At 67.3% G+C, this 23306-nt stretch carries 20 protein-coding genes; 11 read left to right on the top strand and 9 right to left on the bottom strand.

The features are described from left to right. The first annotated feature begins 47 nt into the window (after window positions 1–47). The 3 genes from JL108_RS04370 (at window position 48) to JL108_RS04360 (ending at window position 3887) form a co-directional block, all read left to right on the top strand. Complete coding sequence (locus JL108_RS04370) at window positions 48–1031, top strand: DUF4192 domain-containing protein (RefSeq protein ID WP_205197259.1); 984 nt, start codon at window positions 48–50, stop codon at window positions 1029–1031. A gap of 21 nt (window positions 1032–1052) precedes the next feature. Next, complete coding sequence (locus JL108_RS04365; protein ID WP_205197258.1) at window positions 1053–2522, top strand: glutamate-cysteine ligase family protein; 1470 nt, start codon at window positions 1053–1055, stop codon at window positions 2520–2522. 120 nt (window positions 2523–2642) lie between these two features. Continuing rightward, entirely contained in the window at window positions 2643–3887 is a 1245-nt protein-coding gene (locus JL108_RS04360; protein ID WP_246065092.1) for an RNA polymerase sigma factor, read from the top strand. 375 nt (window positions 3888–4262) lie between these two features. On the opposite strand, the gene JL108_RS04355 is transcribed toward JL108_RS04360, so the two are convergent. Both JL108_RS04355 and JL108_RS04350 read right to left on the bottom strand, forming a co-directional pair. Beyond that, a complete protein-coding gene (locus tag JL108_RS04355; RefSeq protein WP_205197257.1) occupies window positions 4263–4562 on the bottom strand; it encodes a hypothetical protein in 300 nt (99 codons plus the stop codon). 12 nt (window positions 4563–4574) lie between these two features. Further along, window positions 4575–5387, bottom strand: a complete 813-nt coding sequence (locus JL108_RS04350) for a hypothetical protein (RefSeq protein WP_205197256.1) — start codon at window positions 5385–5387, stop codon at window positions 4575–4577. A 145-nt stretch (window positions 5388–5532) separates the two neighbouring features. On the opposite strand from JL108_RS04350, the gene JL108_RS04345 reads away from it, so the two are divergent. From JL108_RS04345 to JL108_RS04335, 3 genes are all read left to right on the top strand, one after another. Beyond that, window positions 5533–6048, top strand: a complete 516-nt coding sequence (locus tag JL108_RS04345) for a hypothetical protein (RefSeq protein ID WP_205197255.1) — start codon at window positions 5533–5535, stop codon at window positions 6046–6048. Window positions 6049–6334: 286 nt separating this feature from the next. Beyond that, on the top strand, window positions 6335–6538 hold the full coding sequence (locus JL108_RS04340) for a cold-shock protein (protein ID WP_143912513.1): 204 nt from the start codon (window positions 6335–6337) through the stop codon (window positions 6536–6538). A gap of 23 nt (window positions 6539–6561) precedes the next feature. Continuing rightward, window positions 6562–6804 carry a hypothetical protein gene (locus tag JL108_RS04335; protein ID WP_205197254.1) on the top strand — a complete coding sequence of 81 codons (243 nt, stop codon included), beginning with the start codon at window positions 6562–6564 and terminating at the stop codon, window positions 6802–6804. 52 nt (window positions 6805–6856) lie between these two features. Here the strand turns inward: JL108_RS04335 and JL108_RS04330 are convergent, their stop codons facing one another. Then, window positions 6857–7057 (bottom strand): hypothetical protein, encoded by a 201-nt coding sequence (locus JL108_RS04330; protein WP_374190840.1) that lies wholly within the window; start codon window positions 7055–7057, stop codon window positions 6857–6859. Window positions 7058–7195: 138 nt separating this feature from the next. Here JL108_RS04330 and JL108_RS04325 point away from each other — a divergent pair, with 138 nt between their 5' ends. Then, window positions 7196–9322, top strand: coding sequence for a type IIA DNA topoisomerase subunit B (locus JL108_RS04325; protein WP_374190838.1), 2127 nt, complete (start codon window positions 7196–7198; stop codon window positions 9320–9322). Window positions 9323–9340: 18 nt separating this feature from the next. Here the strand turns inward: JL108_RS04325 and JL108_RS20420 are convergent, their stop codons facing one another. From JL108_RS20420 to JL108_RS04300, 5 genes are all read right to left on the bottom strand, one after another. After that, entirely contained in the window at window positions 9341–11086 is a 1746-nt protein-coding gene (locus JL108_RS20420; RefSeq protein ID WP_205197253.1) for a PQQ-binding-like beta-propeller repeat protein, read from the bottom strand. A 130-nt stretch (window positions 11087–11216) separates the two neighbouring features. Beyond that, window positions 11217–11720 (bottom strand): carbonic anhydrase, encoded by a 504-nt coding sequence (locus JL108_RS04315; RefSeq protein ID WP_205197252.1) that lies wholly within the window; start codon window positions 11718–11720, stop codon window positions 11217–11219. Window positions 11721–11844: 124 nt separating this feature from the next. After that, window positions 11845–13542 (bottom strand): MFS transporter, encoded by a 1698-nt coding sequence (locus tag JL108_RS04310; RefSeq protein WP_205197251.1) that lies wholly within the window; start codon window positions 13540–13542, stop codon window positions 11845–11847. After that, window positions 13539–14240, bottom strand: a complete 702-nt coding sequence (locus JL108_RS04305) for an LppX_LprAFG lipoprotein (protein WP_205197250.1) — start codon at window positions 14238–14240, stop codon at window positions 13539–13541. Before JL108_RS04305 ends, JL108_RS04310 begins: the two co-directional genes overlap by 4 nt. 4 nt (window positions 14241–14244) lie before the next feature. Continuing rightward, window positions 14245–16710 carry a DNA topoisomerase (ATP-hydrolyzing) subunit A gene (locus JL108_RS04300; protein WP_205197249.1) on the bottom strand — a complete coding sequence of 822 codons (2466 nt, stop codon included), beginning with the start codon at window positions 16708–16710 and terminating at the stop codon, window positions 14245–14247. A gap of 96 nt (window positions 16711–16806) precedes the next feature. Here JL108_RS04300 and JL108_RS04295 point away from each other — a divergent pair, with 96 nt between their 5' ends. The 4 genes from JL108_RS04295 to JL108_RS04280 are packed head-to-tail and all read left to right on the top strand — an operon-like array spanning window position 16807 to window position 21820. Then, window positions 16807–19503 (top strand): bifunctional GNAT family N-acetyltransferase/acetate--CoA ligase family protein, encoded by a 2697-nt coding sequence (locus JL108_RS04295; RefSeq protein ID WP_205197248.1) that lies wholly within the window; start codon window positions 16807–16809, stop codon window positions 19501–19503. Next, complete coding sequence (locus JL108_RS04290; RefSeq protein ID WP_143912497.1) at window positions 19500–20078, top strand: DUF5998 family protein; 579 nt, start codon at window positions 19500–19502, stop codon at window positions 20076–20078. Before JL108_RS04295 ends, JL108_RS04290 begins: the two co-directional genes overlap by 4 nt. Continuing rightward, on the top strand, window positions 20075–21160 hold the full coding sequence (locus JL108_RS04285) for an alkaline phosphatase family protein (RefSeq protein ID WP_205197247.1): 1086 nt from the start codon (window positions 20075–20077) through the stop codon (window positions 21158–21160). The genes JL108_RS04290 and JL108_RS04285 overlap by 4 nt, the downstream gene beginning before the upstream one ends. Window positions 21161–21169: 9 nt before the next feature. Then, window positions 21170–21820 (top strand): thymidine kinase, encoded by a 651-nt coding sequence (locus JL108_RS04280; protein ID WP_205197246.1) that lies wholly within the window; start codon window positions 21170–21172, stop codon window positions 21818–21820. A gap of 361 nt (window positions 21821–22181) precedes the next feature. On the opposite strand, the gene sepH is transcribed toward JL108_RS04280, so the two are convergent. After that, a complete protein-coding gene (gene sepH, locus JL108_RS04275; RefSeq protein WP_205197245.1) occupies window positions 22182–23099 on the bottom strand; it encodes a septation protein SepH in 918 nt (305 codons plus the stop codon). Window positions 23100–23306: the final 207 nt, after the last annotated feature.

Below are 23306 nucleotides of genomic sequence, written 5' to 3'. Positions count from 1 at the left end.
CAGTGCCGGGGCTGGTCAGATCGGCTCTTCGGCAGGAGGCTCCTGGCATGGACGAGACGACCCCCTACCGCGCCCGCACCTTCGAGGACCTGCTCAACGCGCTTCCGGCCAGATTCGGTTTTGTGCCACGTGAATCGATCATCGGGATCTGCGTCAGCGGCCCCCGCCACCGACTCGGTTTCACCGCTCGGATGGATCTGCCGCCCGATGACGAGCACGCCGACGCCGTCGCCCGGACCGTGGTGCATCACCTGATTCGGAACGGCGGCGATGGTGTGATCCTCGTCGGACTCTCCGCCGATCCCGGGGCGGCCGAGGACATGGTCCACCGAGTGCGCGAACTGCTGCCCGCCCACCTTCCAGAAGTGCTGGGAATCTGGGCGACGGAGGACCGGGTCTGGAGTGACCTGCCGGACTGTCCCGCCGAGGGCGAGCCCTATGCGCTCTCCCCGACTCACGAGGTCCGGGTCCGGGCGGCGACGGAGGGCGTGGTGGTGGCCGAGGATCGCGAGGAGCTCTGGCACGAGCTGGAGCCGGTGGGGCGCCCGCGACGGGACTGGCTGGACCGGGCGTTCGCCGACATCGTCGCCGAGTGGATCCCGGTGGGTCCCAGTTGGCGGCGCGATCACGCCCGGCAGATGGCCCGGCTGCTGGACCGGGAGTCGTTCGCCGACGGAGAACTCCTGGCGATGTCGGTGCTGAGCCAGTGGATCCCCGGACGCGATACGGCCTGGGCCCGGATCGGAGCCCACAATGCACGACGGATGTACGACATCTGGGCGGCGGCCGCCCGACTGGTCGGGGGAGTGGAGGCCACGCCGATGCTGTGCCTGGCGGGGTTCGCGGCGTGGCAGGCGGGTGACGGCGCGAGAGCCATCAACGCGCTCGACCGGGCGCGGGCGTTGAACCCCGAATACACCCTCGCGGGGCTGCTGGGACGCATGGTCGAATGCGGGATGGACCCCCGTGTCATGGACTCGATGGACACTGAGAGCTGGGAGCGGCGATTCGCTGATCGACGCTCGGCCTGACGGAGCCCTAGGCTGTCGGCTATGGGACAGGACGTCGACCCTCGCGAGTTCAGCCGCGAAGACCGTACCCGCTACCGCCGCAAGGTCCGCCGATGCCTCGATGCGTTCGCCTCGATGCTCAGCGATCACGACTTCTCAGTCGCCGCGCCGCAGATCGGCATCGAGGTGGAGTTCAATCTGGTCGACGCGCTCGGGATGCCGGCGCTGCGCAATGCCGAGGCGCTCGAGCAGATCGCCGACGACGACTTCCAGACCGAACTGGGTCTCTTCAACCTGGAGGTGAACGTGCCGCCCGTCCCGATCGCCGGACGTGGGCTGGCCACGATCGCCGATACGCTGCGTGACGATCTGACCCATGCGGAGCGCAAGGCGAGCGAGGTCGACGCCCACCTCATGATGATCGGGATCCTGCCGACGCTGACGGCCGACCACTTCTCGGCGGACGTCATCTCGGCCAATCCTCGCTACCACCTGCTCTCCGAGCAGATCCTTGCGGCGCGAGGCGAGGACATCGAGATCGAGATCGACGGAGTCGACCGCCTCGCCACGACCACCGACACGATCATTCCCGAGGCCGCGTGCACGAGCACGCAACTGCACCTGCAGGTCGAGCCCGACGAGTTCGGCGCCGCCTGGAATGCAGCGCAGGCGGTCGCGGGGGTCCAGCTCGCGGTCGGTGCCAACTCACCGTTCCTGCTGGGACGTCAGCTGTGGCACGAGACCCGGATCGCGCTGTTCGAGCAGGCCACCGACACGCGCAGCGAGGAGCTCAAGACCCAGGGTGTGCGGCCGCGCGTGTGGTTCGGCGAACGGTGGATCACCTCGGTCTTCGATCTCTTCGAGGAGAACTCCAAATATTTCCCCGCGCTGCTCCCGGTCGTCGAGGACGAGGACCCCGTGGAGGAGCTGGCCGCCGGTCGGGTGCCGGCACTCGGGGAGCTGAAACTCCACAACGGCACGGTCTACCGGTGGAACCGTCCGATCTACGATGTCGCCGAGGGGCGGCCTCACCTGCGCATCGAGAACCGGTTGCTCCCCGCCGGACCTACGGTGGTCGACACCTTGGCGAACGCGGCCTTCTTCTACGGTCTGGTCAAAGCGCTCGTGGTCGCCGACCGGCCGGTCTGGTCGCAGTTGTCCTTCCAGGCCGCCGAGGAGAACTTCCACGCCGCCGCCCGGACCGGTATCGAGACGGACCTCTACTGGCCGGGCGTGGGCACGGTGCCGGCCCGCGAGCTCGTGGTGCGCCATCTCCTCCCGCTCGCGTGGGCGGGCCTGGAGTCCAGCGATGTCGAGAGCCCGGTGGCCGAGGAGTTGCTGGGCATCATCGAGCAGCGCTGTCTGCGCGGACGCAATGGCGCAACCTGGATGATCGAGGCCTTCGAGCGCCACCCGGACCGGCACACCGACCGGCTGACCGCGATGCGCGATCTGACCGTGGAATATCAGCAGAACATGCTCGGCGGCCAGCCCGTGCATCTGTGGTCCTGACCACGTGAATCGACATCGGCCGCTTGGGTGATTTCCTCCCCGTGGCACACTAGTGCCCAGAGGTTGACCACAGGGCTGTTTGTCGCGCCCTCCCACCGATGATGCGAGGTTGATGTCCCGGTGACTCCAGCAGCTGGCTCGACGAAGAAGACGGCCGCAGCCAAGGCACCTGCCAAGAAGACGGCCGCCAAGAAGTCGGCCACGGCGAAGAAGGGGGCCGCGGCAGATGCCGCCGAGGTGCTCGAGAGCACGATCGACCTCGCGGAGGCGCTCGAGGTGCCGGAGGCGGCCAAAGTCGATGCCAACGGCAAGAAGATCCTGCCGGACATCCCGGACGCGGAGTTCGAGAAGGACCTCGCCACCGACCCGACGCTGAAGGAGGACGAGGAGTCGTCCTTCACGCTGTCGACCTCCGACGACACCGATGAGCCCGCCCAGCAGGTGATGGTCGCCGGTGCCACCGCGGACCCGGTCAAGGACTACCTCAAGCAGATCGGCAAGGTCTCGCTGCTCACCGCCGGCGAGGAGGTCGAGCTGGCCAAGCGGATCGAGGCCGGACTCTTCGCCGAGGAGAAGTTCGCCAAGGGTGGTCGCCTGTCGACGAAGACCCGCGAAGAGCTCGAGTGGATCGTCATCGACGGTCGTCGCGCCAAGAACCACCTCCTCGAGGCCAACCTGCGTCTCGTCGTCTCGCTGGCCAAGCGTTACACCGGTCGCGGGATGCTCTTCCTCGACCTGATCCAGGAGGGCAACCTCGGTCTGATCCGTGCGGTCGAGAAGTTCGACTACACCAAGGGCTTTAAGTTCTCGACCTACGCCACCTGGTGGATCCGCCAGGCGATCACCCGCGCGATGGCCGACCAGGCTCGTACGATCCGCATTCCGGTGCACATGGTCGAGGTCATCAACAAGCTCGCGCGCGTCCAGCGTCAGATGCTGCAGGACCTTGGTCGCGAGCCCACCCCCGAGGAGCTCGCCCAGGAACTGGACATGACGCCGGAGAAGGTCGTCGAGGTCCAGAAGTACGGTCGTGAGCCGATCAGCCTCCACACGCCGCTCGGCGAGGACGGCGACAGCGAGTTCGGCGACCTCATCGAGGACTCCGAGGCGATCGTGCCGGCCGATGCCGTCTCGTTCACGCTGCTGCAGGAGCAGTTGCACGCCGTGCTCGACACCCTCAGCGAGCGCGAGTCCGGTGTCGTCTCGATGCGCTTTGGTCTGACCGACGGTCAGCCCAAGACTCTCGATGAGATCGGCAAGGTCTACGGCGTGACGCGCGAGCGGATCCGTCAGATCGAGTCCAAGACGATGAGCAAGCTGCGCCACCCATCGCGCTCGCAGGTCTTGCGCGACTACCTGGACTGAGAACAGTCCGGGAAGGCGTTCACTCGATCTGGAATCGCAGATCAGCAGGTTGGCGCGATGCTCCATCATGATCCCTGTTGGGGATGTCATGACAAGCCAGGACAAGACGGTCGTGTTTCCCGCATTCCACGCTGGAGAGCCGGGTTCGCGGCCTCGTGAAGGCCGCGCCTGGTTGGGTGCGGGTGAGCCTCCCACAACGAGTACATGGTCGATGTTGGAGGCGCGTTCTAAGCAGCGAGTGTGTAAAGAGTGCGGCGCCTGCGCGGGCAGCAAGTTGCTTGGATCGGACTGTTGCAATACTTGCCGCTATGAGGCTGCGAGCCTTAGAAACAACCTTGTCATGGACGACTGAGAAGGTAGAGAAGAGTCCTTCGACTAGCTATCTATGAACTCTCGAAGCTCGATGATGGTGGTCGCTTCGTCTACGCCATGAGCAGTTGCGAGTAGCGTGATTAGTCGCTGCAGGGTAATAAGTGTCCCACCCATGAGGCCGGTGGCATCGAGGTCTACCGCGTCGGTCTCGTCGTCGAATGTCGCCGTCACCGCCCCGATTTCATTCATTCGCCCCATAGCTAGCTTCATCGCCGCTGCATCGTCGTCCTCAGGATCGAAAGCTGAGATCATGTCGAGCAGGACGTGAGCTGCTTCGCGGCCGTTGACGGGCATATCAACCATAGCGTTGCCACCTCACCAGTTCTCGATCTCGGCGTTCAGCTCGTCCCTGTACTCCGGGCAGTTGGCGCGGACCTCGTCCCTGATTTCCAGGGTGTACTCCTCGTCGTTGGCGAAGACGAGTACGCCGATCAGCTCCTCTGCTGAGTTGGGGGTGGAACCGAGGAAGTCGCACGCGTCCTCAACGGCTACCTCGCGCTCAGCCGAATGCATCCCTGTGTCAGAACTGCTCGAGGACGTGGAACTGATAGATCCCGCGGCCGATTCGGTGGTGACGAAGAATCTCTCGTACTCGATGCCCATGTCGGGAGAGACCTCCATAACGAGGTCGTCGGGGTTGGTCACCGAATAGCCGACCTTGTACGTCCCCTCGCGGCCTGGCAGCAGAGTGGTGCCCATGACACCTTCCAAGCCGGCCTCTGAGTAGAAGATGGATTCGGCCTCGACGTTGCCGGACTGCATGTAGGCGATCCACCCCGAGGGGTCGAACGGCGTGTCGGTGCCGTTGACGATTGTGATCATAAACGTCAGATTCGTGGTGCCCTCCTGGAAGTACTCGGGATACCACTCAGCCTCAGCCGGGTCGATCTGGAGAACTTCAGGCGCCCCGACGGTCACCGACAACCCATCCTCGTAGGTATAGGCCTCGCCGAACAGTACATGTTCGGCAACTGGCGCTGCCTCGGCTGTGTCCTCGTCGCCCTTCTCGCTGGACGGTGCATTCGAGCCGGACTGTGGGTCGTCGTCTTTTGCGCCTGTGGTACCTCCGCAACCCATCAAGAGTGCCGCAAGTGAGATAGCGGTCAGCGCGTACTTGAATCCCCTCATGACCGGAATCTAAGGCTTATGCACAGAACGTGTGGTGACTTCACCGAATCGCAACCTCCCGATCAGGCTATCCGCGTGCCTGGTACGCGTTTTCGATCGAGGAATCATGGGACGTGGAGCGGCGAGGTCGGTATACGCTCCCGCCATGAGTGATCTGCCCAAGGGATGGGCGAGGACGGACGACTATGCGTTCGAGTCCAAGCGTCCGATGACATTCACTGACCTCGACGCCTTCAACCGCATTCACAAGATGCTTGTTGCGGGTGAGGACGCCAACTGGCCGACTGGAATCCCGCGAGACGCCGATCCAGCTGATCATGTTCGCGCGATGATGAACTCGACCACCGCGGCAGATTTCGCCCTCAACTACGAAGGAATGGGTTCCAACTCCGGGCGCATCATCGCCGAGTTTACGAAGAAGGGGGTGACGTGCCGGATTCACCCAGACGCCGATTCCGAACCCCGCGTATCACACGTTGCAACTGAGTTCGCCTCTGCAATGCGACGGCCCGCGTTCTGGAGATTCACGGGAATCGCCCGGCCTGTGACCGCTGCGGAAAGCGGCAGTAGGAAGTTTACGATCTCCGTTTCGGTTGCGACAGTCGTTCTCTCGGGCGTGCTCGGGACGGTTGGCGGAATCCTTGGCGGGCGCGGCTTTTAGGCCCCTACCCCTCCCAGAGAAGAGCGCCAGCTCGCCAGCCCGGACTTCAGCTGCGACAGAACGCCCGGCCCTTCGCGGCCGGGCGTTCGTGTTTCGGCTCACTCTCGCAGTCGACCTTCATAGAATGACCACATCTGGAATGTCTGCTATGATGGAGGGGTTGTAGGCGTTGGTTGTACCCCCTTGATGTGGACCCGGCAGGGTCATCGTGAAGTTCCGGTTTGATGCGCGTCGCGACGTCAGTCGCCCGCGAACCGCGCGAGCGCACGTCCCCAAGGGGTTTTACATGGCTACAGGTACCGTCAAATGGTTCAACGCTGACAAGGGATTCGGCTTCATCGCCCCCGACGACGGCAGCGAGGACGTCTTCGCTCACTTCCGCGCGATCAACGCCTCGGGCTACCGCTCGCTGGACGAGAACCAGAAGGTCGAGTTCGACGTCGAGCGTGGCCCGAAGGGGCTGCAGGCGGCCAATATCCGCGTCAGCTGAAACACCATTCTCGGACGCCCGCCGTGCTCTCACGCAGAGCACGGCGGGCGTTCGCCATCGCACCGTTCGAGAAGGAGTCCCTCACCATCACCCTCAGCCGATTCGCCCCGCTCTTCACCCTCGTACTCCTGGGGGCGGCCCTCGCCGCCCTCGCCACCCTCCGGCTGTCCCATCGGCTGGAGGCCCTCGTGCTGCTGATGGTGCTCGTCAGCGCCGCGGTCCTGCACCGCCGGCTGGCTCCGGCGCTGCCGCGCGGACGCTGGTGACGACGAAGGGCCCCGGCCAGTGCGGCCGGGGCCCTTCGTCGAGGGTGACGGATCAGACGCTCAGGCGTCCGCTCTCGTCCTGGATGTCGATGGCGATCTCGCGCAGCTTGTCCTCATGCTGGCGAGCGTGGTGGGCACAGAACAACAACTCCGCACCCTCGGTGAACTCGACGCGAACGTACGCCTGAGCGCCGCAGCGGTCGCAACGATCACCAGCGGTGAGGGCGGAGAGTTCAGCGGTAGCTGTCACGATGTCCTCTTTCTTCAGGCGGTCTCGTTCTGGTCAACATGATGTCCGGCGGGAGTATTCCTGCCAGGTCGGCGCGTATCGACCTTATGCCATGAATACTCCCTCAGGGATCCAAAGGGGTCGGCGACACGCCCGCAGGACGTGGTGACACGCCCTCTGTCGGTACCCGTCACTATCCTGAGAACGCTGACATCCCAGCGGAAGGACACGATCATCTCCAGCTACGACGCGCGCAATCTCCTCGTCCTCGAAGGACTCGAGGCCGTGCGCAAGCGACCCGGTATGTACATCGGCTCCACCGACACCCGGGGCCTCATGCACTGCCTCTGGGAGATCATCGACAACTCGGTCGACGAAGCCCTCGGCGGCTTCTGTGACCACATCCTCGTGGTGCTGCACCGTGACGGCTCGGTCGAGGTGCAGGACAACGGCCGTGGCATCCCGGTCGACAAGGAGCCCAAGACGGGTCTGTCGGGAGTCGAGGTGGTCTTCACCAAGCTCCATGCCGGAGGCAAGTTCGGTGGTGGCTCGTACAACGCCACCGGCGGGCTCCACGGTGTCGGCGCCTCGGTCGTCAACGCCCTCTCGCAGCGCCTCGACGTCGCCGTCGACAAGGGCGGTGCCACCTGGGCCATGTCCTTCCGTCGTGGCACGCCTGGTGTCTTCGACGGAGAGGGCCCTGACGCCTCGTTCACCGCCGACGACACGCTGCACAAGGCCGGCAAGGTCGCCAAGAAGACCACCGGAACCCGCGTCCGCTACTGGGCCGATCCGCAGATCTTCATCAAGACCGCGGCCTTTTCCTACGACGATCTCGTCGCTCGCGCGCGGCAGACCTCTTTCCTCGTGCCGGGACTCCGCATCGTCATCCGCGACGAGCGAGGCGAGGAGGTCCACGAGCAGGACTTCTTCCACCAGGGCGGCATCTCGGAGTTCTGCGAGTACCTCGCCCCGGGGGATCCGGTCACCGACGTGCTGCGCCTGCAAGGAGAGAACACGTTCACCGAGACGGTGCCGATCCTCGACGACACCGGGCACATGACCCCACAGGACATCGAGCGCACGCTCGGCATCGATATCGCGCTCTGCTGGGGCAACGACTACGACACCCGCCTGCGCTCCTTCGTCAACATCATCGCCACCCCCAAGGGCGGCACCCACGTCAACGGCTTCGAACGCGGCCTCACCAAGACTTTCAACGAGGTGCTCAAGAACACCCGGCTGCTGAAGAACGGCGATCCCGACATCGTCAAGGACGACATTCTGGAGGGCATGACGGCGGTCGTGACCGTCCGCCTCGCCGAGCCGCAGTTCGAGGGCCAGACTAAAGAGGTGCTGGGCACCCCACCGGTCACCCGCATCGTCAACCAGGTCGTCAGCCGTGAGCTCAAGAGCTTCCTGACGACCACCAAGACGGCCGACAAGGCCAAGGCCCGCGCCGTGATGGAGAAGGTCGTCAGCGCCGCCCGCACACGTGTGGCAGCGCGGCAGCAGCGCGACAACCAGCGCCGTAAGAACGCGCTGGAGTCGAGCGCCCTGCCGGCCAAGCTCGCCGACTGCCGCAGCAACGATGTCGAGCGCTCCGAGTTGTTCATCGTCGAGGGCGATTCGGCCCTGGGCACCGCCAAGAGCGCACGTGACTCGGAGTTCCAGGCATTGCTGCCCATCCGCGGCAAGATCCTCAATGTCCAGAAGGCCAGCGTCGGCGACATGCTCAAGAACGCCGAGTGCTCGTCGATCATCCAGGTGGTCGGCGCCGGATCGGGTCGTACCTTCGACCTCGACACCGCCCGCTACGGCCGCATCATCTTCATGGCCGATGCCGACTCCGACGGTGCCCACATCCGGTGCCTGCTCGCGACGCTCTTCTTCCGCTACATGCGTCCTTTGGTGGAGGAGGGTCGCGTCTACACCGCCGTGCCGCCGTTGCACCGGATCGAGCTCGTCAACCCGAAGAAGAACCAGGACAAGTATGTCTACACCTACTCCGACCCGGAGTTGCAGCGCAAACTCGCCGAACTCCAGCGCAAGGGCGTGCGCTGGAAGGACCCGATCCAGCGCTATAAGGGCCTCGGAGAGATGGACGCCTCGCAGCTGGCCGAGACCACGATGGATCCGCGCCACCGCACCCTGCGTCGCCTGACGGTCGACGATGCCGAGGAGGCCGCGGATGTCTTCGAGTTGCTGATGGGCAACGAGGTCCCGCCGCGCAAGGACTTCATCGTCCAAGGCGCCTACGAGATCGACGCGGACCTCATCGACGCCTGAGACGGGTCGGCGCGGGGCTCATCGCAGGGCGATGATGCCATTCGAGGAGCTGTTCGTCAGAATTCCTGTCTGGTCGCTGCCGATCCACGAGTGGGCGTCGCATCCGCGCGAGGCGACGCTTCGCTCCACGGGGGTCCGCTCGACTCCATCAGGCCCGACGCGGACGATGTCGCACTCATAGCCGTCGCGCGCCGGCGCCAAGAAGACGGTGGTCCCGTCGGCCATCGCCTGCATGGGGTCGTCGGCCTCCAGGCGCGGACCCCAGGGCGCATCCTCGGGCTCCACGCTCTGTTCCCAAAGGACTCGGCCGGAGGCAGGATCGAGCCCGGTGACGATGACACGCTGACCGGACTCTGCACAGGCCGCGAAGGTCACGCGGTCGGTGTCGACATCGAGTCGTTGCAGACATCCATTCGCGTTGATGTCCTCGATGCCGTCCGGCACGCTCACCGTCGTCGTCCATCGCTCGTCGCCAGTGGCCAGATCGACGGCCACCACCTCGGCGCTCACGGGCTGCTGCATCTCGATCACCCGGCCATCGCGACGGCTGTAACCCACCCCGCCGGTGACCGCGACATCAGTACCGGGAACCACGCGATACGGACCCGCCTGGACGGGAGATCCCTTCTCCCACAGAACCTCGCCGCTGGCGATATCGATCGCCTCGCTTCGCCGCCCGCGATCGCCATCGGTCGTCGCCAGGAGCACCTGGTCATCGGCGGTGGTGAGACTCAGGTTCGAGACGACCGGATTCGAGAGCTCGGTCGACCACAGCTGCTCGCCCTCGAAGTCGACGGCTCGGACACGGTTGGGTCCCACCGCGACGACACGATCGTGGGTGACAGCCACCGGGGCGCCCCCGATCTCGGGCAATTGGGCCCGTGCCGCGCCGGTCTCGGCGTCGAGGACGACCACCCGAGGTGGGGTGGGGAACTGGTCGCTGCCGGTGAAGGTGGCGGCGATGAGCGTTCCATCCTCCGAGGCGATCATCCGGTACCGCGCATCGTTCAGGTCGGTCCGCTGCCACGACCACCGGACCTCGCCGGTGAGCGGGTCCAGCATCCGCACTCCGCCAGGCCGTTCGCTGCGGACGGCGACGCCTCCCGCGGTGTTCAGTACTTGTCCTGGCGCCGACTTGTCCAAGTCGGATATCCACGCCTCGTCACCGGTCAGCCGCGACTCGAGAACACCGGCAGGCTGCTGCGGCGGCGACACGAGCGTGTTGGCGGTCGCCGCACGTCCCTCGACCCATCCCTGTACGGGGAGGCCGGCAAGCACGAGAAGAGGCATCACGACGATGATGCTGACCGCCGCCGGTGCTGTCCGGTACGCCCGGGCCGGCTCCGGCTGAGCCCGAGCGTAGAGTGCCGCCGACACGGCGATGAGTGCGGCGGCGACCACGAGCGTCGGCGCGGTGAGCGGTGCCAGGACCGTAGCGCTGGACGCGATGACCGGGTCCGCCGACTCCTCGGGCCCCGAGCTGAGGGCGATCACGGCGATGATGAGGATCGCGGCCGCGAGGGACCAGAGCGCGAGCGAGAGTCGACGCCGCCAGGGCGTACGGACACGGCCACCCATGCGTGCCGCGATACCCGCGACGAGTCCGCCCACGAGTGCCGATGGGACGGTCCAGCGCACGGTGGTGGAATCGACGCCTCCGGGGACCGAGGCGGCACGCCAGAGGAGCAGGCCCACAGCCGTCAGGCCGATACCCAGGCCGAGCAGCACGCTGTAGGTGACCAGTCTCACGGGTGTACGTGCCACGTCCTTCGTCCCCGATGTCATGGCATCCGAACGTATCAGCAAGAGATGGCGCCCGTAGGAATCATCGCCATCGCCCACCGTCGGCTCTCGGAGGCCGACGGTGGGTGGGGTGGGTGGCGTGCGACCGGGGTCAGGCCTCCGCGACGGGGGAGAGAAGGCCGGTGTCGACGTCGTAGACGAAGCCGCCGACGCTGATATCGGCGGGGACGAGCGGATGGCTGCGGACCCGGTGCACGTCCTCGCGGATCGTGCGCTCCTGATCGTTGATCGCACCGAGCGACATCCAGGTGGCATCCGTGCCGGTGCGCTCGGCGATGCGCTCGTGGAGCTCATCTTCGGTGGAGCCGGCCATCGCGCAGCGCGTGTGCTCGACGATCATGACCCGCTGCACCTTCAGCAGCGTCACACCCAGGACGACGGCGACGAGCACCTGATCGGTGACCCGACCGCCGGGATTGCGGAGGATCTTGGCATCGCCAGGCTCCAGCCCGATCATCCGCAGGGGATCGATCCGCGAGTCCATGCAGGTGACCATCGCGACGCCCGCGTGGGCGATGCCGTCGAAGCCTTTGAGGGCGTGATGCTCCGCGTACGTCCGGTTCGCGGCGAGTAGATCGTCGAAAGCGCTCGTCATATTCGTACCGTATCGCTCGCTGGCGGGGCCATCGCCCAGCCCACCCATGAACGGTGAGTGAGCGTCCTTGTGAGCGAGCAGAAGGACGCTCACTCACCGGCGGGATCGGCAGGTGGCCGCCTACTCACCGCCCCGGTGACGTGGTGGACGGGCGCAGCAGCACTGCCGCCAGCAGCGCGGCGATCGCCGCACACACGGCGGCCCCGGTGAACACCGCCTGCAACTGGCTGATCCCGGCATCGAGCACCGCGGCGTTGTACTCCGGACAGGCTGACGTGCTGCCGCACAGCTCCTCGACGGGAGGGATGTCGGCGATCGCCGAGCGGAATGCCCGCAGCCCGAGCGCGCTCAGAGCGGAGACTCCAACGAGCATTCCCACCATCCGTGCGACCACCAGCAGAGCGCTCGCCAGGCCGTGTACCGCGTCCGCCGTGTGGTTCAACAGCGCGGCATTGACCGGGGCGATCGCGATCCCGAAACCGAGTCCTGCCGCGACCAGGACGATGTCGCTGCTCACCTGGTCGAGCGCCGTCGCATCCCAGCGGCTCATCAGTGCGAAGGACGCGGCAGCGACCGACATGCCGGCCGCCGTGAGCAGCGCCGGGGGGAGCCGCCGGCACAGCCACCCTCCGGCGACCGCACCGATCGGTAGCGCGATCAGGAAACGAATGAGGACGAGCGCTGCGTCGAACTGCGAGTCGCGTGCGACCGTCAGCCGGGCGAAGAACGGGATGTCCACCAATGCGGCGATGAGCGCCGATCCCACGAAGAAGGACACGACGACCGCTCCAACGGCGGCGCGATGTGCGAGCGTGCCGCGAGGGATCAGCGGTGCATGTGCGGTGCGCTGGCGCCAGATGAAGAGTGCGGCCGCGGCTGCGCCGGCTGCCAGCAGCCACGGGGCCGCCGGAGCGAGAGACCCTGACTCAGGCTCGACCGAGGCGAAGCTGACGATGACTGCCCCGAGCGCGACCGACATCGCCAGGGCGCCGGTGAGATCGGTCTGCGACGCGGCCGTCCGCCAGCCTCTCCAGTCCAGCAGCGGCGAGCTCGCCGTCGCCTGGCGAACGACGAAGAGGACGAATGCCGCACCGGCCGTCAACCCGAGCGCCGACCACCAGCGGTTGTCTCCGGTGAAGGGCACGAACGGCAGACCCCAGGTGACATCGGTGACGAGGAGGGAAGGTTGAAGCATCACCAGTGACGCGGCAGCGGCGCTGACCGCCAGAAGCAGCAGCCCCGCCACATCGCGTACGCGCCGGTGCGCACCTCGCTGGGGCCACAGCGCCGCGGCGATCAGCAGGCCGACGGCGGCGTTGAGCCAGAAGATCGTGTGCCAGGTCCCGAAGGCGAGCACCGCCGCACCGTACAAGGGGCCGATGACGCTGCCGAGCTCCTGGACGGCTCCGACGATGCCGAGGGGCAGGCCGCGCCGCTCCGGTGGCCAACGGTCGGCCACCAATGCCAGGGTCGGCGGGATCAATCCGCCGCCGCCGACGCCCTGGAAGAACCGCCCGATGACGATCGTGGCCAGATCGTAGGCCCCGGCCGTCACGACTGAGCCGATCGTGAACACGATCAGACACCCCAGCAGAACCGGAACACGGCCACGCAGGTCGGCCAGACGCCCGATCAGCGGCAGAACGCCCACATAGCCGAGCAGGAAGCCGGAGACGATCGGGGCCGCCCGCTGGATCTCATCGACGCCGAGGCCCGCCGAGGTCATCATGTCGGGGAGGGCGAGCACCACCACATAGGTGTCGGCCGCGGCGAAGCCGATCGCCACGGCCGCCAGGGCCAGCAGCAGGCGGGGGGCGGTCACCGACCCGCGTCGCGTGCCGGCTCGGTGATCTCGGCCGGCTCGTCGAGGGCCGTGATCGTCAGCGTGTAGGCGACATCGTCCTTGCCCGCGTAGAACGGGCCCGTGACCACCGCATCGGTGAGTTCATCATCCTGGTTGAGCCGGAATTCGACCTCGAAGGTGCCGCTCTCATCGGCGGTCGGCAGCAGCCGTGCGACGTCCGCTCCGGCGAGTGATCCCGTGATCGTGGTCAAGACGTCACGGCCGTCACGGACATCCTCGCCCTCCTCGAGATCGGTGGCCGAGGTGAGCAGCGACAGTGCCCCGTCCTCTCCGCTGACGAGCTGCGCGGGATCGGGAATGCCGAACTGGGCGGGGTCGATGCTGAGGAACTCCGAGGACAGGCCGGTCTTCACCCACAGCTTCCCGTCCGTCGCGATGACGTCGGCAGGGAGGGTCGTCCCGCCGGCGACGACCCGTGCCTCGCCCTCGAAAGCCGGCGACGTGTCACCGTGTCCCTTGACCGACAGCAGCCCCGTCACTCCGCGGGGGAGCTCATCGGTGCCGATCGAGAAGTCGATCGCCGGGGCGTCCTGCAGGCGTGCCGCAGCCGCGTCCAAACGCTCCTCGGGATCCCCCGACGAGCCCTCGTCCGAGGTGCAGGCGGTCAGCACGAGAGCCGCCACCAGCGCGGCGATGACTTGCAACGGAGTACGCACGGGCTCAGTCTGACACGCCGGAGGGGGTCGCCGAGAGCGGTGACGCGATCGCATGAACAGGCTGCGAGAGCGGCTGCCCGGACCCGTCGCGACGCTCGGAGACCTCCGGCGGCTCGATCGGCGTGCCACTGGAGCTGCACGCCATCGGCGCGCCGTCCCCGGCCCACGCCGCGATGAGCCGGTCCTCCCCGGCGAGGAAGCGCTGGCAGCGCACGCCTCCGGTCGCGCGTCCCTTGGCGGGATAGATCGCGAAGGGGCTCACCTTCGCCGCACCGTTCTGCGTGCCCGGGAGCGCATCGCCGTGCCCGGCGATCGTGAGTACATGGGCCCCCTGCGGATCGCGGACCGCACCGAAGGACACGACGCGATCGCCGGCACCGAGCTTGACGCCCGCCACGCCGCCGCCCGTACGGCCCTGGGGACGCACGAGCGAGGCGGAGAAGTGCAGGAGCTGCGCGTCCGAGGTGATGAAGACCAGCTCCTCCTCGCCGGAGGAGAGCTGTGTGGCGCCGATCAATCGGTCGCCCTCCTCGAGCCGGATGATCTCCCAGCTGTCGCGGCCGAGGTGATCGGGTTTGACGCGTTTGACGACGCCCTGTTCCGTGCCGAGCGCGACGCCGGGGCCGTCGTCGTCCAGGCTCATCAGCGCGAGCGGCCGCGCATCGAGCAGCAGCAGCTCCGAGAGCGGGACGCCTCCCTGCAAGGTGGGTGCGTCGGCGGTCGGCGGCAGGAGCGGCAGATCGAGGACGTCGAGGCGATGCACGGTGCCGTCGTCGCACACGAGGCCGACCTGACCGCGGGCCGTAGCGGCGACCGCGCTGACCACGACATCGTGCTTGCCGCGCCGGCCGGCCTCGCCGAACGCGCTGTCGTCACCCGTGCGAGCGAGCAGGCCCGTGCCCGAGAGCAGCACCCAGCAGGGGTCGTCGGCGACCTCGACCGTGAGCTTGGCGGCGTTGACCTGCTGACCGGCCGAAGCGAGCAGCACCGTGCGCCTCGGGGTGCCGAAACGTTCGGCGACATCGGCCAGCTCCTCACCCACGAGGGCACGCAACGCGGCCTCGTCAGACAGGATGCGGTCGAGCTCCTCGATACGGCGACGCAGCTCCTCGGCCTCCTTCTCCAGCTCCAGGCGCGAGAACTTGGTGAGCCGTCCGAGCTGGAGGTCCAGGATGTAGTCGGCCTGGGCCTCGCTGAGGTCGAAGACCGACTGGAGGCGCTCGCGAGCCTCGGCACGGTTCTCGCTGGAGCGGATCAACTGGATGACCTCGTCGATGTCGACGATCGCGATGAGCAGGCCGTCGACGAGGTGCAGTCGATCGGCCGCCTTCTGTCGGCGGAACGCGCTGCGACGACGGACGACCTCGATGCGATGGTCCAGGAAGACCTGCAGCAGGTCGCGCAGACCCAGCGTGCGGGGCTGGCCGTCCACGAGTGCGACGGCGTTGATGCCGAAGGAGGTCTCCATCGGCGTCAGCTTGTAGAGCTGCTCGAGGATCGCCTCGGGGACGAACCCGTTCTTCAGCTCGATGACCAGATGCAGGCCCTTGTGCCGGTCCGTCAGGTTCTTGATGTCCGAGATGCCCTGCAGCTTCTTGTTCTGCACATACTTCTTGATCGCCTCGATGACCTTCTCGGGGCCGACGTTGTACGGCAGTTCGGTGACCACGATGCCCTTGCGGCGCGGGGTGATCGACTCGATACGTGCCGTGGCCCGCATCTTGAACGAGCCGTTGCCGGTCTCGTAGGCATCGCGGACGCCGTCGAGCCCGACGATCTTGCCTCCGGTCGGCAGGTCGGGTCCCGGCACGAAGCGCATGAGATCGTCGAGGGAGGCCGCCGGGTGGTCGATCAGGTGCCGCAGCGCCTGCACGACCTCGACGAGATTGTGCGGGGCGATATTGGTCGCCATGCCCACAGCGATGCCCGCCGCGCCGTTGACGAGCAGATTGGGGAATGCGGCCGGCAGCACCGCCGGCTCGAGCTCGCGTCCGTCGTAGTTCGGCCGGAAGTCGACCGTGTCCTCCTCGATCGAGGAGGTCATCGCCTCGGCGGGCAGGTCCATCCGGCACTCGGTGTAGCGCATCGCCGCTGGCGGATCGTCGGCCGAGCCGAAGTTGCCATGACCGTCGATGAGCGGCAGGCGCATGGACCACGGCTGCACCATGCGGACGAGGGCGTCGTAGATCGCGCTGTCGCCGTGCGGGTGGAAACGGCCCATGACGTCGCCGACGGGGCGCGCGCTCTTGACGTGCCCGCGATCGTGGCGCAGGCCCATGTCGTGCATCGTGTAGAGGATGCGGCGCTGCACCGGCTTGAGCCCATCACGGGCGTCGGGCAGCGCCCGGGCGTAGATGACCGAGTACGCGTACTCGAGGAAGCTGGACCGCATCTCGTCGCTCACATTGGTGTCGACGATGTGCTCCTCGAAATCCTCCGGGGGCGCGGGGGTGGCTTTACGGGCGGCCATGCATCCTCTCCTCGTGGGCGATCGACGTTCCATTGTCGCTGGTCCGGCAGGCGAGGCTCGCACCGCCACGCCGACCGAGACGGTACGTTGGACCGTGTGACCAGCCAGCTGCACCCTGTCGAGTCCTGGGAGGCCGATGTCCTGCTCAAGGACGGCCGAGTGGCGCAGATCCGTCCGATCGTCCCTGAGGATGCCGAGGCCTTCGTGGCCTTCTACGCTCGCGTCTCGGCGGAGTCCAAGTATTTCCGCTTCTTCGCCCCGTATCCGCGGTTATCGGACCGTGACGTCAAGCGTTTCACGGAGGTCGACCACATCAAGCGCGTCGCCTTCGTGGTGACCCAGCAAGATGACATCATCGCGGTCGGTCGCTACGACGCCACCAGCCCGACCGAGGCGGAGGTCGCCTTCCTGGTCGAGGACGCGCATCAGGGCCGCGGTGTCGGCCAGCTGTTGTTGGAGCACCTGGCCCAAGCCGGGCGCGAACGCGGCATCACCGAGTTCACCGCCGAGGTGCTGCCGGAGAACATCCGGATGATGCAGGTCTTCCGCGAGATGGGCTATACGGTCTCCGGTCAGCTGGAGGACGGGGTCCAGCAGCTGCGTTTCCGCATCGATCCGACCCAGTCGGCCCTCGGCGTGATGCGCGCCCGCGAGCAGCGGGCCGAGGCCGCGTCGATCCATCGGATCTTCGACGCCAGCAGCATCGCGGTGGTGGGCGCGAGCCGGCGACAGTCGTCGATCGGCCAGATGATCGTCCGCAACCTCGTGCTCGGCGATTTCGGGGGTGCGGTCTACGCCGTCAACTCTCAGGCGGAGGCCGTCTCAGGCCTCCCGGCCTATCCGTCGGTGCAGGACATCCCCGGCGAGGTCGAGATCGCGATCGTGGCGGTACCGGCCGAGTCGGTCAACGACGTCGTCCTCGACTGCGCCGCCAAAGGCGTGCACGGGCTCATCGTCATCTCGGCGGGCTTCGCTGAGGCTGGGCCCGAGGGACGCGAACGCCAGGAGGAGCTGGTCCACCTCTGCCGCTCCCACGGGATGCGGCTCATCGGACCCAACTGTCTCGGCATCATCAACACGGTGCCGCGAGTCCAGCTCAATGCCTCGCTGGCCCCGACGATGCCGCCGCAGGGCCGGGTCGGCTTCTTCTGCCAGTCCGGTGCGCTCGGCACTGCCATCCTGGAGACGGTCTCGCGTCGCGGCCTCGGGTTGTCGACCTTCGTGTCGGCGGGAAACCGGGCCGATGTCTCGGGCAACGACTTGCTGCAGTACTGGTCCAATGACGATGCCACTGAGGTCGTCCTGCTCTACCTCGAGTCCATCGGCAATCCGCGCAAGTTCTCCCGCCTCGCGCGGCGAGTGAGCGAGCGCAAGCCCGTCGTGGCGGTCAAATCCGGACGATCGACACAGGGCGTTCCGGTCGGCCACCGAGTCAAGCGCACCTCCGCCCCTCAGAAGGCCGTCGACGCCATGTTCGGCCAGGCCGGGGTGATCCAGGTCGACACCCTCGACGAGATGTTCGACGTCGCCCAGCTCCTGGCGCACCAGCCGTTGCCGCGCGGTAACCGGATCGCCGTGGTCGGCAACTCGGATGCTGTTGCGCTGATCGTCTCCGACGCGGCCAAAGCCCAGGGGATGCAGGTCGCGCCGCCGATCCCGCTGGGCGCACTGGCCGGCGCCGAGGAGTTCGAGGTCGCGCTGGAGGCCGCGCTCGCGCGCACCGACGTCGACGCGCTCGTGGTCGTCTACACGCCCCCCATCAACACCGGCGGCGAGGACGTCGCCAATGTGCTGGCGGCCATCGGCGAGCAGTCCGACAAGCCGATCGTCTCCACCTTCCTGGCCAGCAAGGGGATCCCCGTCCTGCTTCGAGTCCCCGATGTCCAAGGCGGGTCTGCCGGACGCGGCTCTGTGCCGTCCTATGCCTCGCCGGAGGCCGCGGTGCGAGCCCTCGCGCGGGCGGTGAACTATGCCGAATGGGCTTCCCGCGATCACGGCGAGTACCACGATTCGGGGCAGTACCGGACCGGGGACGCCCGCGCGCTCATCCGCAGCGTTCTGGAGATGGCCCCGCGTGGCGCGGTGCTGTCGACGGAGCAGGTGCACTTCCTCCTGTCCTGTTACGGCGTCGACCTGTGGACCTGGATCATCGTCCACACCCGGGAGGAGGCCGTCGCGGCAGGCGAGAGCCTCGGCTGGGATGTCGTGCTGAAGGCGGGCAGCGAGCACCTGCGTGCCCGGCCCGATCTCGCGCACGTCTGGCGGGGCATCCACGACGCGGACGACATGGCCGAGGCCTGGGACAGCCTGACCACCTGGGCCGGTGTCGACGACGAGTCCACCTTCTTCGTGCAGCGCTCGGCGCCCGAGGGCGTCCCGGTGTCCTTCAAGGCCGTCGAGGATCCGCTGTTCGGTCCGCTCGTGTCCTTCGGTCTGGCCGGTGCGCCCAGCGAACTGCTCGACGACCGCACCTATGGCATTCCGCCGCTGACCGATGTCGACGCCGAGCAGATGGTGCGAGGCGTCCGGGCCGCGCCCATGCTCTTCGGCTACCGGGGATCCCCGGCCGTGGACGTCGACGGGCTGCGAGACGTCATTTTGCGGATCGCCGCGCTCAAGGACGATCTGCCCGAGGTCGCCGAGCTGGACCTGGAGCCGGTGTCGGCGACACCCAACGGCTTCGTGGCGCTCAGCGCGCGCGTCAAGGTCGTGCCCTCGAACGACCGCCGCGGCGAGTGGTACGTGCGTCGCCTGAGCAAGCCCGTGACATCGAACGATACGCTGACGCGGTGAGTTCTCTGGACCGAGCCGATGACCTCTTCGCCGAGATCTCGCGGGCGGGCTACTACCCCGAGATCGTCGCCGCCGGTATCCGCGATGCCGTGGCGGGGGAGCAGACGCGTGCGTTCGTCGTGCATCACGAGCCGACCTTCGACCGCGAGGAGATCCGTCGGCACATGACCGTCCTGGTGCTGACGCCCAGCCGCGTGATTGTGGCGCATACGGACGAACACCCCGGAGACGACCTGCTGCCGCGTCCCTACACCTCGACGACAGCCGAAGCGGTCGCGCTGTCGCGCGTCGGCTCGGTACTCGTCACCCGGATGGTGGCCGCGCACAGCCAGCAGCTGGAAGAAGCGGTGATGACGATCTCTTGGGGTGCGATCTCCCGCGTGGAGCTCGAGCCGGCGCGTTGTGACGATCCCAACTGCGAAGCCGACCACGGCTACTCCGGGAGCATCACGGGCGACGACTTCACCCTGCGACTGAGCAGCGCCGCCGACGGAGGTACCGCCGTCGAGCGGTTGCTGGAGTTCGCACGGCAGCTGTCAGCAGCCACGACCCACGTGGCGCCGGCGGGACGATGAGCGCGGGTATCCACGATCTCCTCGGCTCGGTCGGCACGGCGCTCGGCGCTGAGGGGTTCCCGTCGACCATCGGGCTGCCCGCGGCTCGCGGCTATGTCGTGCTCGTGGTCGACGGGATGGGCGACATCTTGTTGCGCGACCATGCCGAGCTGGCGCCGTGGCTGTCCGGTCTCGCGTCGGTCGAGGGAGTCGAGTCGGCGATCCCCTCGACGACCTCGGTCAGTCTGACCTCGCTCGGGACGGGTCTGCGTCCCGGTGTCCACGGTATGGCGGGGTACTCCTGCCGGGTGCCGGGGACACGCCAGGTGCTGAACACCCTCAGCTGGAATGCCGATGTCGATCCGCGCGAGTGGCAGCCGCATCGTGCGATGCCGGCGCGGCTGCGCGACGACGGTATCGCCGTCAGCGTGGTCAACGAGTCGCGCTTCGCCGACAGCGGGCTGACCCTATGCAGCCAGCGAGACGTGCCCTTCATCGGGGTGGACCGACCGTGGGAGCGATTGGAGGCCGTCGTCGAGGCGAGCCAGGGGCCGCAGCGCACCTTCGTCTATGCCTATGAGGGGCGCCTCGATCACACGGGTCACGGCAAAGGTGTCGACTCCCCGGAGTGGCGAGAGATCCTGACGACGATCGACCGTGAGATCGCCGAGCTGCGCGCCGAGCTCCCCGATGACGTCGTGCTGGTGGTGACGGCCGATCACGGCATGATCGACCTGCCCGCTGAGAACCGCTTCGACGTCGAAGAGCATCCCGAGCTGCTCGACGCTGTTCAGCTGTTCGCGGGGGAGGCGCGCTTCCGGCATCTCTATACGAGCACCGGCGCGGAGTCCGAGGTCGCGGCCCGCTGGCGCGACCGGCTGGGCGACCGAGCCGTCGTGCTCGAGCGCGAGGTGGCGGCCGAACGCTGGTTCGGTCCGTTGGACCCCGCTGTACGGGGACGATTCGGTGATGTCGTGGTCGCTTCGCTCGGCGACTTCGCGGTCTTCTCCTCGCGGCACTTCAAGGTGGAGCTCAGCCTGCGCGGCTTCCACGGCTCGATCACCCCGGCCGAGACCCGGGTCCCCGTTCTCGTCGCGGACTGAGGCATCACGATGGCAGAACTGGTCTTCTACTGCGGCACGATGGACTCCGGCAAGAGCACGCTGGCGCTCCAGGTCGACCACAACCACCGAGCCCGCGGCCGGCGGGGTGTCATCTTCACCTCGCACGACCGAGCGGGTGAGGCCACCTTGTCGAGCCGGCTCGGGTTGTCGGCGGACGCCGTCGAGGTCACCGACGATCTGCGCTTCTGGCATTACGTCGTCGATGCGCTGACCCACGGTGCCCCGATCGACTACCTGGTCTGCGACGAAGCCCAGTTCTACGCGCCGTGGCAGATCGATGAGCTCGCCAAGATCGCCGACGAGCTGGACCTGGACGTCTTCTGTTTCGGCATCCTCACCGACTTCCGTACCATGCTGTTCGACGGCTCGCGGCGGTTGGTCGAGCTCGCCGATCGCGTCCTGACCCTTCAGGTCGAGGCACTGTGCTGGTGCGGGGCGCGGGCGACCCACAACGCACGCACGGAGAACGGTGAGATGGTCACCGAGGGCGATGTGATCGTGGTCGGAGATGTCGAGCCGGAGTCGGTGCCGGCGGTGGTCGGCTATGAGGTGCTGTGCCGTCGTCATCACCGACGCCGCATGACCGCCGCCCGGGCACACGCCGGATCGCTGTCACCGGACGTCCTGCCGTTCACCTGACGCCGTCCCGGCGGTAGATGGTCAACGTTTCGCCGCTGGTGGCGGTAGGTGGTCAACGTTTCGCCGCTGGTGGCGGTAGGTGGTCAACGTTATTGGGCGCGGGTGGGGTTGCTGGTGTACCGCTGCGGGTGGGGAAGGGTTGCTGAGGTACCGCCGCCGGCCGAGTGCGCGGGGTTTAGTCGGGTTTCTCCCTGATGCCGCCCCGGCGGAACGTTTCGCCGTTGGTGGCGGTAGGTGGTCAACGTTTGGTCGCTGGTGGCGGTAGGTGGTCAACGTTATTGGGCGCGGGTGAGGTTGCTGGTGTACCGCCGCGGGTGGGGAAGGGTTGCTGACGTACCGCCACCGGCCGAGCGCGGGGCACTCAGTCGCGCTTGCCGCCGAACATGATCTCGTCCCAGCTCGGGACGCTGCGGCGCGAGTTCTTCTTGCGCGGTGCGGGAGTGTCGGGCACGGCCACGTGCTCATCGCGCGACACCGACTCCTCGGTGTCATCGGACTCCTGCGAGGTCGGCTCCGCGGAGGGCGAGTCGTCCAGCGACAGCTGCTCCATCGCGCGCCGATCGCGCGCCTCCTTGAGCGAGTGCACGGGGGCGTGATCGTCGATGATCTGCTCGGTGTCCTCGCGGTCGGCCGCGGATTCGACGACGTCGGTGGTCGATCGGACCGCATCGGCGATGGCCATGTCCAGCGAGTCCTCGGAGGCCAGGTCGCCCACGAGATCACGCGCCGTCTCGTCGTCGGCGAGCACGTAACGGCTCTTGTGGTCGAAGCAGAACCTCGCCGAGTCCGCATCGGGCAGGACGAGCTGGACCGTCCACCGGCCGTCCTCGCGTCGCCAGGCGTCCCACTCCACGTCCTCGGGAGTGACCGAACGCTCGAGCAGCGCGCCGTCGACGAGTGCGCCGAGGGCGACCGGCGTGCCGCTGACATGCTTGCGGCGCACCGAGGTGGCACGGGCCTGGTCGACCATATGCTCGCGCTCGGCGATGACCGGGGTAGCGAAGCCGCGGATCTGGTCCACTGAGGTGCCCGCCGCTTCGGCGACCTGCTCGATGCTCTCGCCTCTACGGATACGGGCCTGGATGTCGCGCGGGCTGAGGGAACTCTCCATCGGAATCTCCAACTGGCCGGAGGATCGCTGACCGGCACTGGTCACGCGGTCGATCATGCCGGCGAGGCGGCCGTCGACCCGCAGGCGGAAACGCGCGCCGGATGCGGGATCGCGAGCGACGAGGTAACGACCGTCCTCGCTCGTGCCCACCAGGGCGAGATCTCGCATGCTATGGCCTCCGACACTTCATCGACTTCCAGCCATCGTAGTGTCGCCGTGCGGTGCGACCGGGGAGGCCGCGAGGTGTGTCGGTCGCCGGTTCACACACCCGGGCGGTGCGCGCTCGACCACCGTTGGGGTGCCGGTGGTTGAGCACTCACCGATACACCGCGCGACACGATGGCGGTGCGTGGTCGACCAGGGCTCGCGGTATCG

The sequence above is a fragment of the Aeromicrobium sp. YIM 150415 genome, from assembly GCF_016918125.1.
In the GTDB taxonomy this organism is placed as follows: domain Bacteria; phylum Actinomycetota; class Actinomycetes; order Propionibacteriales; family Nocardioidaceae; genus Aeromicrobium; species Aeromicrobium piscarium.
The sequence above is the reverse complement of the archived record's forward strand: the minus strand, read 5'-3'. Positions and strand labels throughout refer to the sequence as shown.

Excerpts from the sequence above, each read along its gene's own strand:
- JL108_RS04370 (WP_205197259.1), top strand. The coding sequence starts at position 48 with ATGGACGAGACGACCCCCTACCGCGCCCGCACCTTCGAGGACCTGCTC.
- JL108_RS04365 (WP_205197258.1), top strand. The coding sequence starts at position 1,053 with ATGGGACAGGACGTCGACCCTCGCGAGTTCAGCCGCGAAGACCGTACC.
- JL108_RS04355 (WP_205197257.1), bottom strand. The coding sequence starts at position 4,562 with ATGGTTGATATGCCCGTCAACGGCCGCGAAGCAGCTCACGTCCTGCTC.
- JL108_RS04350 (WP_205197256.1), bottom strand. The coding sequence starts at position 5,387 with ATGAGGGGATTCAAGTACGCGCTGACCGCTATCTCACTTGCGGCACTC.
- JL108_RS04345 (WP_205197255.1), top strand. The coding sequence starts at position 5,533 with ATGAGTGATCTGCCCAAGGGATGGGCGAGGACGGACGACTATGCGTTC.
- JL108_RS04340 (WP_143912513.1), top strand. The coding sequence starts at position 6,335 with ATGGCTACAGGTACCGTCAAATGGTTCAACGCTGACAAGGGATTCGGC.
- JL108_RS04315 (WP_205197252.1), bottom strand. The coding sequence starts at position 11,720 with ATGACGAGCGCTTTCGACGATCTACTCGCCGCGAACCGGACGTACGCG.
- JL108_RS04300 (WP_205197249.1), bottom strand. The coding sequence starts at position 16,710 with ATGGCCGCCCGTAAAGCCACCCCCGCGCCCCCGGAGGATTTCGAGGAG.
- JL108_RS04285 (WP_205197247.1), top strand. The coding sequence starts at position 20,075 with ATGAGCGCGGGTATCCACGATCTCCTCGGCTCGGTCGGCACGGCGCTC.
- JL108_RS04280 (WP_205197246.1), top strand. The coding sequence starts at position 21,170 with ATGGCAGAACTGGTCTTCTACTGCGGCACGATGGACTCCGGCAAGAGC.
- sepH (WP_205197245.1), bottom strand. The coding sequence starts at position 23,099 with ATGCGAGATCTCGCCCTGGTGGGCACGAGCGAGGACGGTCGTTACCTC.